The organism is Pseudomonas sp. D3-10 (genome assembly GCF_051132175.1).
Taxonomy (GTDB): Bacteria; Pseudomonadota; Gammaproteobacteria; order Pseudomonadales; family Pseudomonadaceae; genus Aquipseudomonas.
In genome coordinates this window covers 424,943-440,574 of record NZ_CP071668.1, presented here as the reverse complement: position 1 = coordinate 440,574, position 15,632 = coordinate 424,943, and the positions used below count along the sequence as shown (strand labels likewise).

General features: G+C 62.1%; 13 protein-coding genes. All 13 read right to left on the bottom strand.

Annotation, left to right across the window (positions count from 1 at the left end; translation table 11 throughout):
* Positions 1-6 precede the first annotated feature (6 nt).
* A complete protein-coding gene (gene dtd, locus J3P90_RS01940; protein WP_420767016.1) occupies positions 7-444 on the bottom strand; it encodes a D-aminoacyl-tRNA deacylase in 438 nt (145 codons plus the stop codon).
* Complete coding sequence (gene pip, locus J3P90_RS01935) at positions 441-1,412, bottom strand: prolyl aminopeptidase (protein ID WP_003196909.1); 972 nt, start codon at positions 1,410-1,412, stop codon at positions 441-443. The genes dtd and pip overlap by 4 nt, the downstream gene beginning before the upstream one ends.
* A 104-nt stretch (positions 1,413-1,516) precedes the next feature.
* Positions 1,517-2,404: an alpha/beta hydrolase gene (locus J3P90_RS01930; RefSeq protein ID WP_420767096.1), complete on the bottom strand. Its 888-nt coding sequence runs from the start codon at positions 2,402-2,404 to the stop codon at positions 1,517-1,519.
* Positions 2,405-2,455: 51 nt separating this feature from the next.
* On the bottom strand, positions 2,456-3,403 hold the full coding sequence (locus J3P90_RS01925) for a choline ABC transporter substrate-binding protein (RefSeq protein ID WP_434675759.1): 948 nt from the start codon (positions 3,401-3,403) through the stop codon (positions 2,456-2,458).
* Between the two features lie 294 nt (positions 3,404-3,697).
* Positions 3,698-4,501, bottom strand: a complete 804-nt coding sequence (hutG, locus tag J3P90_RS01920) for an N-formylglutamate deformylase (RefSeq protein ID WP_434649236.1) — start codon at positions 4,499-4,501, stop codon at positions 3,698-3,700.
* 11 nt (positions 4,502-4,512) lie between these two features.
* Entirely contained in the window at positions 4,513-5,715 is a 1,203-nt protein-coding gene (gene hutI / locus J3P90_RS01915; RefSeq protein ID WP_434649238.1) for an imidazolonepropionase, read from the bottom strand.
* Positions 5,716-5,840: 125 nt separating this feature from the next.
* A complete protein-coding gene (gene hutH / locus J3P90_RS01910) occupies positions 5,841-7,373 on the bottom strand; it encodes a histidine ammonia-lyase (RefSeq protein ID WP_434649240.1) in 1,533 nt (510 codons plus the stop codon).
* Positions 7,374-7,503: 130 nt separating this feature from the next.
* Complete coding sequence (gene hutH / locus J3P90_RS01905; RefSeq protein ID WP_434675758.1) at positions 7,504-9,027, bottom strand: histidine ammonia-lyase; 1,524 nt, start codon at positions 9,025-9,027, stop codon at positions 7,504-7,506.
* Positions 9,028-9,197: 170 nt separating this feature from the next.
* Positions 9,198-10,028 (bottom strand): quaternary amine ABC transporter ATP-binding protein, encoded by an 831-nt coding sequence (locus J3P90_RS01900; protein WP_434608229.1) that lies wholly within the window; start codon positions 10,026-10,028, stop codon positions 9,198-9,200.
* A complete protein-coding gene (locus J3P90_RS01895) occupies positions 10,025-10,876 on the bottom strand; it encodes an ABC transporter permease (protein WP_420767009.1) in 852 nt (283 codons plus the stop codon). The genes J3P90_RS01900 and J3P90_RS01895 overlap by 4 nt, the downstream gene beginning before the upstream one ends.
* A gap of 71 nt (positions 10,877-10,947) precedes the next feature.
* Entirely contained in the window at positions 10,948-11,916 is a 969-nt protein-coding gene (locus J3P90_RS01890) for an ABC transporter substrate-binding protein (RefSeq protein ID WP_434675757.1), read from the bottom strand.
* Positions 11,917-11,986: 70 nt separating this feature from the next.
* Entirely contained in the window at positions 11,987-13,453 is a 1,467-nt protein-coding gene (locus tag J3P90_RS01885) for a purine-cytosine permease family protein (RefSeq protein WP_420767007.1), read from the bottom strand.
* 145 nt (positions 13,454-13,598) lie between these two features.
* On the bottom strand, positions 13,599-15,287 hold the full coding sequence (gene hutU / locus J3P90_RS01880; RefSeq protein WP_420767006.1) for a urocanate hydratase: 1,689 nt from the start codon (positions 15,285-15,287) through the stop codon (positions 13,599-13,601).
* Positions 15,288-15,632 lie beyond the last annotated feature (345 nt).

Here is a 15,632-nt window from a genome sequence, read left to right as displayed (position 1 = left end):
ACGCTTTCAGGCCTGTAACAGAAAGGTTACCGGGCCATCATTGACCAGATGCACTTGCATGTCGGCGCCGAATCTACCTGATGCCACGGTGCCATGCACCTGTTTCGCCTGGCTGAGCAAATAGTCGAACAACTCTTCACCGAGAGCGGGAGGCGCGGCGGTCGAAAAACTCGGGCGCAAGCCGCTCCTGGTGTCCGCCGCCAGGGTGAATTGCGACACCAACAGCAAACCGCCCTGCACATCCACCAGGGACAGGTTCATCTTCCCGTCGGCGTCGCTGAACACCCGGTAGTTAAGCAGCTTATGCAGGAGTTTGTCGGCGTGGGCAGGGGTATCCCCGGGCTCGACAGCCACCAGCACCAGCAAACCATGGTCCACCGCACCGACAATTTCCCCCGCGACTTCTACCCGGGCGCCGCGAACCCGTTGCAGCAACCCTTTCATGCTTCTTCGGGCGGCAGATCAAGCAGGCGTCGGGCCATTTGCGCGGCCGCGCGTACCAGCGCATCGGTGATCCCTGGCTCCGAGGCTGCATGGCCGGCGTCGCGAATCACCTGCAACTCGCTGTTGGGCCAGTTCTGGTGCAGCTCCCAGGCGTTGTCCAGTGGGCAGATCACATCGTAGCGGCCATGCACGATGACGCCGGGCAAATGGGCGATCTTGCCCATGTCGCGGATCAACTGGTTGGGTTCAAGAAATGCATTGTTGGTGAAGTAGTGGCATTCGATCCGGGCAATCGACAGCGCGCGCTGTGGCTCGGAGAAGCGGTCGACCACCAGCGGATTCGGGCGCAGGGTCGCGGTACGGCCCTCCCACGTCGACCAGGCCTTGGCCGCGTGCATCTGGGCGATCTGGTCGTTACCGGTCAGGCGCTTGTGAAAGGCGCTGAGCAGGTCGTCGCGCTCATCCAGTGGGATCGGCGCGATGTAGTCCTGCCAGTAATCCGGAAACAGGCGGCTGGCGCCGGCCTGGTAGAACCACTCGATTTCCTGGGGACGGCAGAGAAAGATCCCACGCAAGATCAAGCCATGCACCCGCTCCGGATGGGTCTGGGCGTAGGCCAGGGCCAACGTTGACCCCCAGGAGCCGCCGAACAGCACCCACTTCTCGATGCCCAGATGTTTGCGGATGCGCTCCAGGTCCTCGACCAGATCCCAGGTGGTGTTGTTTTCCAGGCTGGCGTGAGGCGTGGAACGACCACAACCGCGCTGGTCGAACGTGACGATGCGATACAGGTTCGGATCGAAATAGCGGCGGCTTTGCGCATCGCAACCGGCCCCCGGGCCACCATGAATGAACACCACCGGCAGGCCTTCTGGCGAGCCGCTTTCATCGACGTAGAGCGTGTGGGTGTCATCGACAGCCAGATCGTGCCGGGCATGGGGTTTGATCTGCGGGTACAAAGTCTGCATTGCGCGCTCCGTAAGGGGTCGAGTCATCCCTGTGGGGACTTCTATTTAGTCTGCCGTCCGGCATCATAAACCCGAATCACCTCAATGAGCATGCCCCCGCACAGTCAAAGCGTGTCAGCCAGGTATGCCAGCAGTGTGCGATACATCTGATCGACCTCTGGCACCAGGCCACGTGCGCGCAGGCAACCGTGGACCAGCCCTTCCCCCCGATACAGGACCGACACGCCCCCTGCGACATTCAATCGCTCGTGATAAAGAACGCCGTCATCACGCAGGGGGTCCCATTGCGCGACGGCGACAAAGGCAGGCGCCAAACCGCTCAGATCGTCGGCAAGCAACGGGGCGGCGTAGGGCGTGGGGGCGGCACCGTGCAGGTACATGGCGTCGTAGCGTTGCAGGTCGCTGCTGCTCAAGAGAGGTGCGTCGAAACACTCCTGGCGCGACGGCAAATGCGCGGGGCCGCCTAGCGCCGGGTAAATCAGCACTTGGGTTCGCGGCTGAGGCTGGCCTGCATCACGCAGGGCCAGGCACAACGCGGCGGCGAGATTGCCTCCAGCGCTGTCGCCAGCCAGCGCTTTGCGTCGTGGATCAATGGCGAATGGGACGTCTGCCAAGTGATGCCACACCGCGAGGCAGTCTTCGAAACCGGCCGGATAGGGATGCTCCGGGGCGAGCCGGTAGTCCACCGCCACGACCAGTACACCAAGGCTTTCAGCCAGCTCCATGCAAATGAAGTCATGGGAATCCAGGTCCCCTACCACCCAACCACCACCGTGCAGGTAAAGGATGCACGGCCAGCCGGCCAATGGTGGCGCGACGCGCGCGTGATAGGTGCGGATGGCCACGCCAGCCAATTGCAGGTCCTCGACTGCAAGCGTTGACGGGCGCGACGGGGTGAATGCCCGACACATCTGGCTGTAGGCCTCGCGCGAGCCGGCGAGGCTGTCGTCCGGGCTCGTGAAGCTCAGGGTCTTGTCGATGAAGGCAGTCATTGCCTGGGAAAGTGGGTAGGCCACGGGGTTCTCAATGTCCAGGAGCTTGCATCAGTTCTTGAGACTCGCCTGCACCGCTGCAATTCCATCCTTGCCGTCGAAGCTGGTCACGCCGGCCAGCCAACGCTGCAGATCCTCGGGGTGCTCGCGCAGCCATTGCCTTGCGACGTCCTGGGGAGTCTTGCGCTCCATGATCGGCACCATCAGCTGACTTTCCTGGGCAGCGGTAAACGTCAGGTTTTCCAGCAGCCGCTGGACGTTGGGGCAACGCTGGGCGTAGTCCGGCGCGGTCACGGTGGAGACAGTCGCGGCACCTTCGTTCGGGCCATACACGTCTTCGCTGCCCGTCAGGTAGGCGATGTTCATGTTGATGTTCATCGGGTGCGGGGTCCAGCCAACGAAGACCACGAACTCCTTGCGATTCACCGCCCGTTGCACCGCCGCCAACATCCCCGCCTCGCCGGATTCGATCAGTTTGAAATCCTTGAGGCCAAAGTGATTGGTCTCGATCATGGTCTTGATGGTGGTGTTGGCGCCACTGCCCGGCTCGATGCCGTAGATCTTGCCGCCGAGCTCATCCTTGAACCGGGCGATATCGGCAAAGCTCTTGAGCCCTGCCGCCGCCACGTAATCGGGCACGGCGAGCGTGGCCTGGGCGTCGGCCAGGCTAGGTTTGTCCAGGACCTTCACTTGGTTGGCCGCCAGGAACGGGGCGATGTTCTTGTCCATCGCCGGTTTCCAATAGCCCAGGAAGATATCGAGTCGCTTGTCGCGGATGCCGGCGAAGATGATCTGTTGCACGGCGCTGGTCTGCTTGCTTTCGTAGCCAAGGCCGGTGAGCAGTACGTCCGCCATGCCACTGGTGGCAATGACGTCGGTCCAGTTGACCACGCCCATGCGTACGGCCTGGCAAGACGCAGGCTCGGCGGCCATCGCGCCGGAGCTTAGTAGAACGGTACCGCAGAGGAACGATAGACAGCGTTTGGACAGTCTTTTCATCGCGTGGGTCTCGTGCGGCAGTGGATTGTTGTAGGTCGGCGTCTAGATGCACCGTGCCTGGAACATTACGCAGCGTCGAGGGGGCGAAGGTGAACTGTGGCGACTTGGTTTTGCACGGTGGCGACAGTCCCCATTCCAGGGAGTCAGCGCCCATAAACCTGTGGCGAGGGGATTTATCCCCGCTGGACTGCGTAGCAGTCCCAAAATTCTGAATCCGTGTGGATCATCTATCTTTGGGGCCGCTTCGCGACCCAGCGGGGATAAATCCCCTCGCCACAGGTATTGGGTAGGTCTTTATTTCTTGTAGGCCTGCCGCCCCCACGCCAGGAAACCTTCGAGCAATTCCCTGAGCACCACCTGGGTCGGCGCCGCCAGGTCGGGCCGATAGTTGAACGGTTCGAACTCTTCCATGTAGGTGCTCTGGCATAGCTCCAGTTGCACCGCATGGATGTCCTGGGCCGGGTTGCCGTAATGGCGGGTGATGTGCCCGCCCTTGAAACGCCCGTTCAGCACGTGGGTGAACTGATCATGGCGGGCGCAAATGCCTTCGAGTTCGCTCGCCAGCGTCGGATTGCAACTGGCGCCGTTGAAGGTGCCCAGGTTGAAATCCGGCAGCTTGCCGTCGAACAGGTGCGGGATCACCGAGCGGATCGAGTGGGCATCGAACAGCAAGGCATAGCCGAACTCGGCCTTGAGCCGCGCCAGTTCTTGCTGCAGCGCTTGGTGATAGGGCATCCAGACCTGTTGCAGGTACGTCGCCCGCTCTTCGGCGGATGGCTCCAGACCTTCACGAAACAACGGCACGCCATCAAACAGCGTCGCCGGGTACAAGCCGGTGGTGGCACCGACGTACATCGGTTTGTCATCGGAGGGCCGGTTCAGGTCAACGACGAACCGTGAGTATTCGGCGGCCAGGGTGCTGGCGCCAAGCTCATCGGCAAACTCATAGAGCCGCGGAATGTGCCAATCGGTGTCCGGCAGGCTTTGGGCTTGCGGGATCAATCCGGCCTGTACCGCCGGGGTCAGGCGCAGGCCGGCATGAGGCATGCTGATCAACAGCGGCACGCGCCCTTGCTTGAAATTCAGGACCTTCTCCACAACCGTTCTCCTCAATCGATTTCCACGCCGTGACGCACGACGCGTTTTTCCAGCTCGCCACCGAGCCAATAGGACAGGTCAGCGGGGCGATCGATGTCCCAGGCGACAAAGTCCGCTACCTTGCCCGCTTCCAGCGAACCATGGGTCCCGGCCATGCCCAAGGCTTGAGCCGCGTGGATCGTCGCCCCAGCCAGGGCTTCTTCCGGGGTCATACGCAAACAGGTGCACGCCATGTTCAACATCAAGCGCAACGACAATGCCGGCGAGGTGCCGGGGTTGAGGTCGCTGGCCACGGCGATTTTCACGCCGTGCTTGCGCAGGGCATCCATGGGCGGCAGCTGGGTTTCACGCAGGAAATAAAACGCCCCTGGCAACAACACCGCCACGGTGCCGGACGCGGCCATGGCCTTGGCGTCGTCCTCGGTCATGAACTCCAGGTGATCGGCCGACAGCGCCTGGTAGCGCGCCGCCAGGCTGGAGCCATTGAGCGACGACAATTGTTCAGCGTGCAGCTTCACCGGCAGGCCCAATTGCTGCGCGGTGATAAACACCCGCTCGACCTGCGCCGGGGAAAAGGCCAGGTACTCGCAAAAAGCGTCAACGGCGTCCACCAGCCCTTCAGCCGCCAACGCGGGCAGCATTTCAGCGCAAATGTGCTCGATGTAGTCATCGGCGCGATCCTGGTATTCCGGCGGCAAGGCATGGGCCGCCAGGCACGTGCTGCGCACACTGACCGGAAGCTCGGCACCGAGGCGGCGGATGACGCGCAGGATCTTGCGCTCGCTGGCCAGGTCCAGGCCGTAGCCGGACTTGATTTCCACCGTGGTCACGCCATCGCGCATCAGGCTCTTCAGGCGTCTGGCGGCGCTGGCGAACAGCTCGTCCTCACTGGCGGCGCGGGTGGCGCGCACGGTGCTGGCGATGCCACCGCCGGCCGCCGCTATTTCGGCGTAGCTGACGCCTTGCAGGCGCTGTTCGAATTCACCGCTGCGGTTGCCGCCAAACACCGTGTGGGTGTGGCAGTCGATCAGCCCCGGCGTGACCCAGGCGCCCTTGAGGTCGTTGACCGCCGGATAGTCGCCCATCGGCAGTTCGGCACGGGGGCCGATCCATTGAATGTGCTCGCCCTGGGTGACGATGGCGGCGTCTTCTATGATCGAGTAGACGCCCTGGGCCATGGTGGCGGCGTGGCAGTTTTGCCAGAGGGTTTTCATCCCGGTTTCCTCGTCGCGTTCAAAATCGAATCGCGAGCAGGCTCGCTCCCACAAGGGTCAGGGTGTACCCAAATGAATGTTCAACCCCTACCCCTGTGGGAGCGAGCTTGCTCGCGATGAGGCCCTTAAAGACTCGGCAACAACTGCGCCGTGACCAGCTCGTTCAGGCAGCGACTCGCCAACAATTCACTCGCTGCATTGATATCCGGGGCAAAGAATCGGTCCTTCTCATAGAACGGCACTTCTGCACGCAACAGACCCCGGGCCTGTTCCAGCTTGGCGGAGGTCTTCAAACCGCCGCGCAGGTCCAGCCCTTGGCACGCCGCCAGCCACTCCACCGCCAGGATCCCGCGGGTGTTCTCGGCCATTTCCCACAGGCGCTTGCCAGCGGCCGGGGCCATGGAGACGTGGTCTTCCTGGTTGGCCGAGGTCGGCAGGCTATCCACCGAATGAGGATGGGACAGCGCTTTGTTTTCACTCGCCAGCGCCGCCGCTGTCACCTGGGCAATCATGAACCCGGAGTTCACACCGCCATTGGCCACCAAAAACGGCGGCAGCTGCGACATGTGCTTGTCCATCATCAGCGAAATGCGTCGCTCGCTCAGGGAGCCAATTTCGGCAATCGCCAGGGCCATGTTGTCCGCCGCCATCGCCACCGGTTCGGCGTGGAAGTTGCCACCGGAAATCACATCGCCCTCGGCGGCGAACACCAGCGGGTTATCCGACACGGCGTTGGCCTCGATCACCAGCACCTCGGCAGCCTGGCGGAACTGGGTCAGGCAGGCGCCCATCACTTGCGGTTGGCAACGCAGGGAGTACGGGTCCTGGACCTTGTCACAGTTCTGGTGCGAATCGGAAACTTCGCTGCGCTCGCCCAGCAGGTCTCGATAGGCCGCGGCGGCATCGATCTGGCCTTTCTGGCCGCGAGCCGCATGGATGCGCGCATCGAATGGCGAACGCGAACCGAGCACCGCTTCGACAGTGAGGCTACCCAGGGCCAGGGCGCCAGCGAACAGGTCTTCGCCTTCGAAAAGGCCGCGCAAGGCAAACGCGGTGGACACCTGGGTGCCGTTGAGCAGCGCCAAGCCTTCCTTCGCGGCCAGGGTCAGCGGCGCGAGGCCAGCAACTTTCAAGGCGTCGACGGCCGGCAGCCATTCGCCCTTGTAGCGGGCCTTGCCTTCGCCCAGCAGCACCAGGGACATGTGGGCCAGCGGTGCCAGGTCACCGGATGCGCCCACCGAACCTTTCAACGGAATGTGTGGATAAACCTCGGCGTTGATCAGCGCGATCAGCGCATCGATCACCTGCCGACGAATGCCCGAGAAACCTCGGCTCAGGCTGTTGACCTTGAGCACCATGACCAACCGCACCAGCGCATCGCTGATCGGCTCGCCCACACCGGCGGCATGGGACAGCACCAGGGAACGCTGCAGGTTTTCCAGGTCCTCGCTTGCGATGCGAGTCGAGGCCAGCAGGCCGAAACCGGTGTTGATGCCATAGGCGGTGCGGTTCTCGGCAAGAATCTGTTCCACGCACGCAACGCTGGCTTTGATCTGCGCCGACGCACTGGCATCAAGGCTCAGGGTGACCGGTTGCTGGTAGATGTCGCGCAATTGAGCCAGGCTCAATTGGCCGGGAATCAGGTTTAAGGCAGTCATTTATTGCTCCTTTTGAGAGTTTTGTTTTTTCATTCGCCAGTCGCTCCGGAATGCTCCGTTATCCGTCACCTTCGCTTTTTGGGCGATGCCTAGGGGCTATAGGTGCCTTGGCACGCTGGCGCTTTTTTGATCAATGCAAATTCGGTAATACGTTTTTCAGGAGGTGCGGGTCGCTGAGCAGCCCGGCGGCACTGGCGATGTCCGGCGCCAGCCAGCGGTCCTGGTCGTAGGCCGGAACGCGCTCGCGCAGCAGTTTCCAGGCGATGTCGGTGCCGGCGCCGAAGCGCTGCGCCTTGAGAAACTCGAAGGCCTGGGCCGCCAGCAGGTACTCGATGGCGAGGATCTGCGTGCAGTTTTCCAGCGCCCGGTGCAGCTTCAAGGCCGCGTTGGTGCCCATGCTCAAATGGTCTTCCTGCAACCCGGAGGTGACGAAATTGTCCAGCACCGCCGGTTGCGCCAGTTGCTTGTTCTCCGCGCACAGCGACGCGGCAACGTATTGCACGATCATCATTCCCGAGTTCACGCCCGGGTTGGCGACCAAAAATGCCGGCAAGCCGCTGACGTGAGGATTGATCAGGCGGTCGAGGCGACGCTCGGCGATCGAACCGATCTCGGCCATGGCAATCGCCAGCAGGTCCGCCGCCAACGCCACCGACTGGCCGTGTGGATTGGCCTGGGACATGACCCGGAAACGCTCCGGCGTACCCAGCAGCATTGGGTTATCGGTGACAGCGTTGAGCTCGGTTTCGATCTGTTGCCGAGCATGCTCCAACTGATCGCGAGCGGCGCCGTGAACCTGGGGAATCGAGCGGATGCTCAAGGCATCCTGGGTGCGGATACCCAGGCTCGAAGCAATGACTTCGCTGCCATCGAGCAACGCGCGCAGATTCGCACCAACCTGTTGCATGCCCGGGTGTGGCTTGAGGGCGATGATCTCGGCATCGAACGCGGCAATCTGCCCGCGCTGGGCCTCGAAGCTCATGGCACCGATCACGTCGGCCCATTGCACCAGCCGCGTGGCATCGGCCAGGGCCAGGCAACTGAGCCCGGTCATGCACGGCGTGCCGTTGACCAGGCACAAACCGTCCTTCGCTCCCAACTGCACCGGCTGCAGGCCTTCTGCGGCCAAGGCCTGTTGCGCCGGGACGATCTGCCCGCGATAGCTGACTTGCCCAACGCCCAACAGCGCGATACCGATGTGGGCCATGTGGGTCAAGTAACCCACTGAGCCCTGGGACGGCACTTGTGGCGTAATGCCGCGATTGAGCAACGCCAGTAATGCCTCGACCACCCGGCGATGGATACCGGACTTGCCTTGGCTGTAGTTGTGGATAGCGGCGCAGAGAATCGCCCGGGTCTGCTCGTCGGCGAGTGCCGGGCCGACGCCACAGGCGTGGCTGAGCAGGGTGTTGCGCGACAATTGGCTGAGCTGTTCGTCCTTGAGCGAGACATTGCACAAGGCGCCCAGGCCGGTGTTGACGCCATAGGCACGCTCGCCGCTTTCGACGATGCGCTGGACGATGGCCTGGGCATTGTCGATCCGCGCCCAGACCTGGGCCGACAGCTCGAGCGTAGCGCCGAAGCGGGCGACGGCGACTACGTCCTGCCAGCGCAGGGGGGCGCCGGTGATGATGATTTTTTCAGCCTGGGACATCCTCGACCTCATCTGTACAACTTAAATATTTATGCTGCTTTGCCGACGCTTTCGCGAGCAGGCTCGCTCCCACAGGGATTTGCCTTTGGACACAAATCTGTGAACAAAGGAGGCCCCATTGTGGGAGCGAGCCTGCTCGCGAAGAGGCCAGCCCTGTCACCCACAAAACCTCAAACCTCCGCCGCTCTGCGCTGCACGAACCGATCGACATACTCATCCGCCGGCGAGTGCAGGATCTCTCGCGGCGTGCCGACCTGAATCAGCTTGCCGTCCTTGAGGATCGCAATGCGGTTGCCGATGCGCACGGCCTCGTCGAGGTCGTGGGTGATGAAAACGATGGTCTTGTGCAGGGTCTTTTGCAGCTCCAGCAACTGGTCCTGCATTTCCGCGCGGATCAGCGGGTCGAGGGCGCTGAAGGCTTCGTCCATGAGGATGATGTCGGTATCGGCCGCCAAGGCACGGGCCAGGCCGACGCGCTGGCGCATGCCGCCGGAGAGCTGGTGCGGGTATTTGTTCTCGTAGCCTTTCAGGCCGACGGTGTTGATCCAGTGCAGCGCGCGCTCGGCGCACACCTGCTTGCTTTCGCCGCGCACTTTCAAGCCATAGGCGACGTTGTCCAACACGCTCTTGTGGGGAAGCAGGCCGAAGCTCTGGAAGACCATGCTGATCTTGTGCCGACGAAATTCGCGCAGGGCGTCCATGTCCAGCTGCAGGATATCCTCGCCGTCCACCAGGATGGCGCCGCTGGTTGGGTCGATCAGCCGGTTGAAATGGCGCACCAGGGTGGATTTTCCGGAGCCCGACAGGCCCATGATCACGAAGATCTCGCCGGTGCCGATGCTCAGCGACAGGTCGTTCACGCCGACCACGCAGCCGGTCTCGGCCAGCACCTGGTCCTTGGTCTTGTTCTGGCGGATCAGCGCCAGGGCTTCCTTGGAGCGGTTGCCGAAAATCTTGAAGACATTTTTGACTTCGATCTTGCTGATGACTTCGTTGCTCATTTGCTCACCTCGTGCCGCGGACGACCATAGGCCTGGGTAATGCGGTCGATGACCACGGCGAGAATCACGATGGCCAGCCCCGCTTCCAGGCCCCGCCCGACGTTGAGGGTCTGGATGCCCACCAGCACGTCTTCACCCAGGCCACGGGCGCCGATCATCGAGGCGATGACCACCATCGACAGGGCCATCATGGTGGTCTGGTTGATCCCGGCCATGATGCTCGGCAGGGCCAGGGGCAGCTGCACGCCGAACAGCTGTTGCCAGCGATTGGCGCCAAAGGCGTTGATGGCCTCCATGACTTCACCGTCCACCTGGCGAATGCCCAGGTCGGTGAGGCGAATCAACGGTGGCGCGGCATAGATCACCGTGGCGAAAATCGCCGGGACCTTGCCCAGGCCAAACAGCATCAACACCGGAATGAGGTACACGAAGCTGGGCATCGTCTGCATGATGTCCAGCAACGGCATCAGCACCGAACGCAGGCGGTTGCTGCGCGCCGAGAGGATGCCCAGCGGGATGCCGATCATCACCGAGATCAGCGTCGCCACCAGCATCAGCGCGAGGGTCTGCATCAGTTTGTCCCACAGGCCCACCGCACCCACCAGGAACAGCAGGCCGACGATCACCGCCGTGGCGACAACCTTGCGGGTGGCGTGCCAGGCAACACCGCCGACGATGGCCAGCATCAGCCACCAGGGTGCCATGCGCAGCAGGCCTTCAAGGCTGACGATGGCCCACAGCAACGTGTCGGAGATCTGCCGGAACACATCGCCATAGTTGGTCACCAGGGCGTCGACCCAACCGTTGACCCAGTCGGCGATGGAGAAGGTAAAGCTTTCGGGAAACATAAGAGACTCTCGATCAGGTGGATGCGGTGAACGTCCCGGCCCGCCCTCTGGCTGGCCGGGAAATATTCGACCTACAGAGCCGCGTCGATTTTCTTGGCTGCGTCTTCGCTGACCCAGGCATGCCAGACTTCAGGATGTTCCTTCAGGAAGATCTTCGCCAGCTTCGGCGACTCGATCCGCTCTTTGGCCATGCGGCCGAGGTTCTGGTTCAGGATATCGATCGGCAGGTTGACCTTTTCCAGCACAGCCACCAGCTCCGGGGCTTCGTCGTGGAAGGTCTTGGACAGGCCGACCTTGATGCTCACGCTTTTATCCACGCCCGGTTTTTCTTCCAGTTTCACCAGGTCCACCTGGCCCATCAGCGGCGTCGGCGACCAGTAGTAGAACAGGATCGGCTCGCCACGCTTGTAGCTCGACAGCACGGCCGCATCCAGCGCCGGGCCGGTGCCCGGACGGAAGTTGGTATAAGTCTTTTCCAGGCCGTAGCTCTTCAGCATTTCGCTGTTGTCCAGCTCGCAGGTCCAGCCGGCCGGGCAGTTGTAGAAGCGACCCTTGGACGGTTCCTCAGGATCCTTGAACACGGCGGCGTACTGGCTCAGGTCGGCGATGTTCTTCAGGCCTGGCGCCTTGGCTTCCAGCTTGCGCTTGGCATCGCCTTCGATCACGTAGCGTGGCACGTACCAGCCTTCGATGGCCCCCACCACCGGCGCACCGACGCCCACCACCTTGCCGGCCTTCTCGGCCTTGTTCCACACTTCGCTGCGGCCGACCCACTCTTCGGCGAACACCTGGATGTCGTTGCTGCTCAGGGCGTTTTCCATGGTGATGGAGTTACCAGGCAGGCTATCGGTCTTGCAGCCGTAACCCTTGTCCAGCACCACTTGCATCACGTCGGTCAGCAGCATGCCGCTTTCCCAGTTCAGGCCGGCGAACTTCACCGGTTTGCCCGACTCGCACCAGCCTGCCGCTTGCGTGGCGCCGGCACTGGCCAGCACGCCCATGGACAGCAATGTGGTCAGCAGGGTCTTGTTCGATTTCATTATGTGACGCTCCTAATCAGTTGGATTGGCTTACGGCAGTCAAGAGGCATCCAGCCCTGTCAACGTCCCATCAGACCGCTTGGATGCGGCCCGCCCTGCTCGGTTGTGCGTCAACCGCGTCCTGCTCGACCGGCAGGATCAATTGATCGGGTACGGCGCTGTGCCATTTTCTAGCGATGACGTAGTACAGCACCGCCGGAACCACCAAGCCGATGATCCACGAGATATCCACACCGCCCATGGCTTCCACCAGCGGACCGGTATAGAACTTGGTGGCGATGAACGGCAACTGGACCAGTACGCCGAAGACGTAGACGCTGATACCCAGTGCGTTCCAACGACCGTAGCGACCGTTCGGATCGGCGAGTGCCGGCACGTCATAGCGCTCGCGGGTTATGCAGTAGTAGTCCACCAGGTTGATCGCGCTCCAAGGCGTAAAGAACGCCAGCAGGAACAGGATGAAGGACTTGAACGCACCGAGGAACGAGTGCTGGCCGAGCAGCGCGATCAGGGTCGCGGCGCCGACGATGAACAGCACGAACACCAGGCGTTGCACCCGCGTTACGTTCAGGTGACCACGGAAACCGCTGATGATGGTCGCAATGCACATGAAGCTGCCGTAGGAGTTCAGCGTGGAAATGGTGACCTTGCCGAACGCGATGCTGAAATACAGCAGCGCGGCGGTGGCGCCGGTGCCACCCAGGCCAACGATATAGGCCACTTCGTGGCCGGCGAACTGCCCGTTGGCCGAGGCGGCGGCAAACACACCGAGGATCATCGCCACCTGCGCGCCGATGACTGAACCTGCACCTGCGGCAAAGAAGGTTTTCACCGAGGACGTCTTGCTCGGCAGGTAACGCGAGTAGTCCGCGACGTAGGGGCCGAAGGCGATCTGCCAGGAGGCCGCGAGCGACACCGCAAGCAGGAAACTGCTCCAACTGAAGTGGCGGATCTGCAGGAGTGCGCCCACATCCGTATGGCTGATCAGGCGAGCGAACAGGTAAACGAAGGCGATCACACCGATGATGCTGGCGACACGGCCGATCCAGTGAATCACCCGATAACCAAGCACCGTGACCAACACGATGACACTGGCGAAAATGAGGATGCCGACACTGTCGCTGACGCCAAACAACTGGCCCAGCGCCTGGCCGGATAGCACGGTGCCCGTTGCGGTGAAACCCAGGTACATCAGGCACACCAGCACGATCGGGATGGCCGCGCCATATACACCAAACTGCACCCGGCTGGAGATCATCTGCGGCAGCCCGAGCTTTGGCCCTTGGGCGGCGTGCAACGCCATGACACCACCGCCGAGCAACTGGCCGATCAGCAAACCGATCAACGACCAGAACACATCACCCCCCAACACCACCGCCAACGCACCGGTGACAATGGCGGTGATCTGCAGATTGGCCCCCATCCAGAGGGTGAACTGGCTAAACAGATGACCGTGTCTTTCCCCTTCCGGGATGTAGTCGATCGAGCGCTTCTCGATCAACGGCTTGCTGCTATCGCGTGTGCTGGTGACAGCCATGGTTCAACCTCTGTGGATTGTTCTGGTTCGAACGATGCTCTTATTTGTGGGAGCGAGCCTGCTCGCGATGAGGCCGACACATTCGATACATGCGTTGGCTGACAGGCCGCCATCGCGAGCAGGCTCGCTCCCACAGTTTTTGCACTTACTTGCCAGTGATCATCGGCAGGTTGAGCCCCTGCTCCTTCGCGCAATCGATCGCGATCTGGTAACCGGCGTCGGCGTGGCGCATCACGCCAGTGCCCGGGTCGTTATGCAGTACGCGAGCAATCCGTTCGGCCGCTTCGTCGGTGCCATCGCAGACAATCACCATGCCCGAGTGCTGGGAGAAGCCCATGCCGACGCCGCCGCCGTGGTGCAGCGAAACCCAGGTCGCGCCGCTGGCGGTGTTGAGCAATGCGTTGAGCAGTGGCCAGTCGGAAACGGCGTCGGAACCGTCCTGCATGGATTCGGTTTCGCGGTTCGGGCTGGCCACGGAACCGGAGTCCAGGTGATCGCGGCCGATGACGATCGGTGCCGACAACTCGCCGCTGCGGACCATCTCGTTGAACGCCAGGCCCAACTTGGCGCGTTGGCCCAGGCCAACCCAGCAGATCCGCGCCGGCAAGCCTTGGAAGCTGATGCGCTCGCGAGCCATGTCCAACCAGTTGTGCAGGTGGGCGTCGTCGGGGATCAGTTCCTTGACCTTGGCGTCGGTCTTGTAGATGTCCTGCGGGTCACCGGACAACGCCGCCCAACGGAACGGGCCAATGCCGCGGCAGAACAGAGGACGGATGTAGGCCGGGACGAAACCCGGGAAGTCGAATGCGTTTTCCACGCCTTCTTCCTGGGCCATCTGACGGATGTTGTTGCCGTAGTCGAAGGTCGGCACGCCCATTTTCTGGAATTCGAGCATCGCTTTGACGTGGACGGCCATCGATTGCTTGGCGGCCTTCACCACGGCGGCGGGTTCAGTCTTGGCGCGGGCACGGTATTCGTCCCAGGTCCAGCCGGCAGGCAAGTAACCATTGAGTGGGTCGTGGGCGCTGGTCTGGTCTGTGACCATGTCCGGGCGCACACCACGGCGGACCATTTCTGGCAGGATTTCAGCCGCGTTCCCACACAGTGCGATGGAAATCGCCTTGCCTTCGGCGGTGTATTTCTCGATGCGCGCCAGGGCGTCGTCCAGATCCTTGGCTTGTTCGTCGACGTAACGGGTTTTCAGGCGGAAATCGATACTCACCTGCTGGCACTCGATGTTCAGCGAGCACGCACCGGCCAAAGTCGCGGCCAACGGTTGCGCGCCGCCCATGCCGCCGAGGCCGGCGGTCAGGACCCAGCGGCCCTTGAGGTTGGAGTCGTAATGCTGCCGGCCGGCCTCGACGAAGGTTTCATACGTGCCTTGCACGATGCCCTGGCTGCCGATGTAGATCCAGCTGCCGGCGGTCATCTGGCCGTACATGGCCAGGCCCTTGGCGTCGAGCTCGTTGAAGTGCTCCCAACTGGCCCAGTGCGGCACCAGGTTGGAGTTGGCGATCAGTACGCGCGGGGCGTTGCTGTGGGTCTTGAACACGCCCACCGGCTTGCCGGACTGCACCAGCAGGGTTTCATCGTCATTCAGATGGGTGAGGCTTTCGACGATCTTGTCGTAGCACTCCCAGTTGCGCGCCGCGCGCCCGATGCCACCGTAGACCACCAGCTCCTTGGGGTTCTCGGCCACTTCCGGGTCGAGGTTGTTCATCAGCATGCGCAGCGGCGCTTCGGTCAGCCAGCTCTTGGCGGTCAGCGTGTTACCGCGAGGGGCACGGATTTCAACGTCACGGTATTTTTCAGGTTTGCGGGTAGCGTCGGTCACAGCAAAAACTCCTCAGCGATCAATCCAGACCAGCCCGGGCAGTGGGCAGCGATTAAGCGAACGTAGCGTTGAATGCAGAGGACTCATACGCATACGTCTTTACTTGTATGTACAAGCATATGCAATCAAGCGGCCAACTTGTTGAAGGGCTAATCAAGAAAAATTGAAGAATCGGCGAGAAGCCTCGTAATAGAAGGGCCGCCAAGCTGCATGAAATTTTTGGAGGAGGTTTTTGGGAAGCAATCAGAAGGGCATAAAAGCGTGGTATTGCGCCACGCTGGGGCGTTCGGTAACAAGTTGGTGCGCGGGTAGGGAACAATGAGCGCACTTTTTGTGGCGAGGGAG

Excerpts from the sequence above, each read along its gene's own strand:
- dtd (WP_420767016.1), bottom strand. The coding sequence starts at position 444 with ATGAAAGGGTTGCTGCAACGGGTTCGCGGCGCCCGGGTAGAAGTCGCG.
- pip (WP_003196909.1), bottom strand. The coding sequence starts at position 1,412 with ATGCAGACTTTGTACCCGCAGATCAAACCCCATGCCCGGCACGATCTG.
- J3P90_RS01930 (WP_420767096.1), bottom strand. The coding sequence starts at position 2,404 with ATGACTGCCTTCATCGACAAGACCCTGAGCTTCACGAGCCCGGACGAC.
- J3P90_RS01925 (WP_434675759.1), bottom strand. The coding sequence starts at position 3,403 with ATGAAAAGACTGTCCAAACGCTGTCTATCGTTCCTCTGCGGTACCGTT.
- hutI (WP_434649238.1), bottom strand. The coding sequence starts at position 5,715 with ATGAAAACCCTCTGGCAAAACTGCCACGCCGCCACCATGGCCCAGGGC.
- hutH (WP_434649240.1), bottom strand. The coding sequence starts at position 7,373 with ATGACTGCCTTAAACCTGATTCCCGGCCAATTGAGCCTGGCTCAATTG.
- hutH (WP_434675758.1), bottom strand. The coding sequence starts at position 9,027 with ATGTCCCAGGCTGAAAAAATCATCATCACCGGCGCCCCCCTGCGCTGG.
- J3P90_RS01900 (WP_434608229.1), bottom strand. The coding sequence starts at position 10,028 with ATGAGCAACGAAGTCATCAGCAAGATCGAAGTCAAAAATGTCTTCAAG.
- J3P90_RS01895 (WP_420767009.1), bottom strand. The coding sequence starts at position 10,876 with ATGTTTCCCGAAAGCTTTACCTTCTCCATCGCCGACTGGGTCAACGGT.
- J3P90_RS01890 (WP_434675757.1), bottom strand. The coding sequence starts at position 11,916 with ATGAAATCGAACAAGACCCTGCTGACCACATTGCTGTCCATGGGCGTG.
- J3P90_RS01885 (WP_420767007.1), bottom strand. The coding sequence starts at position 13,453 with ATGGCTGTCACCAGCACACGCGATAGCAGCAAGCCGTTGATCGAGAAG.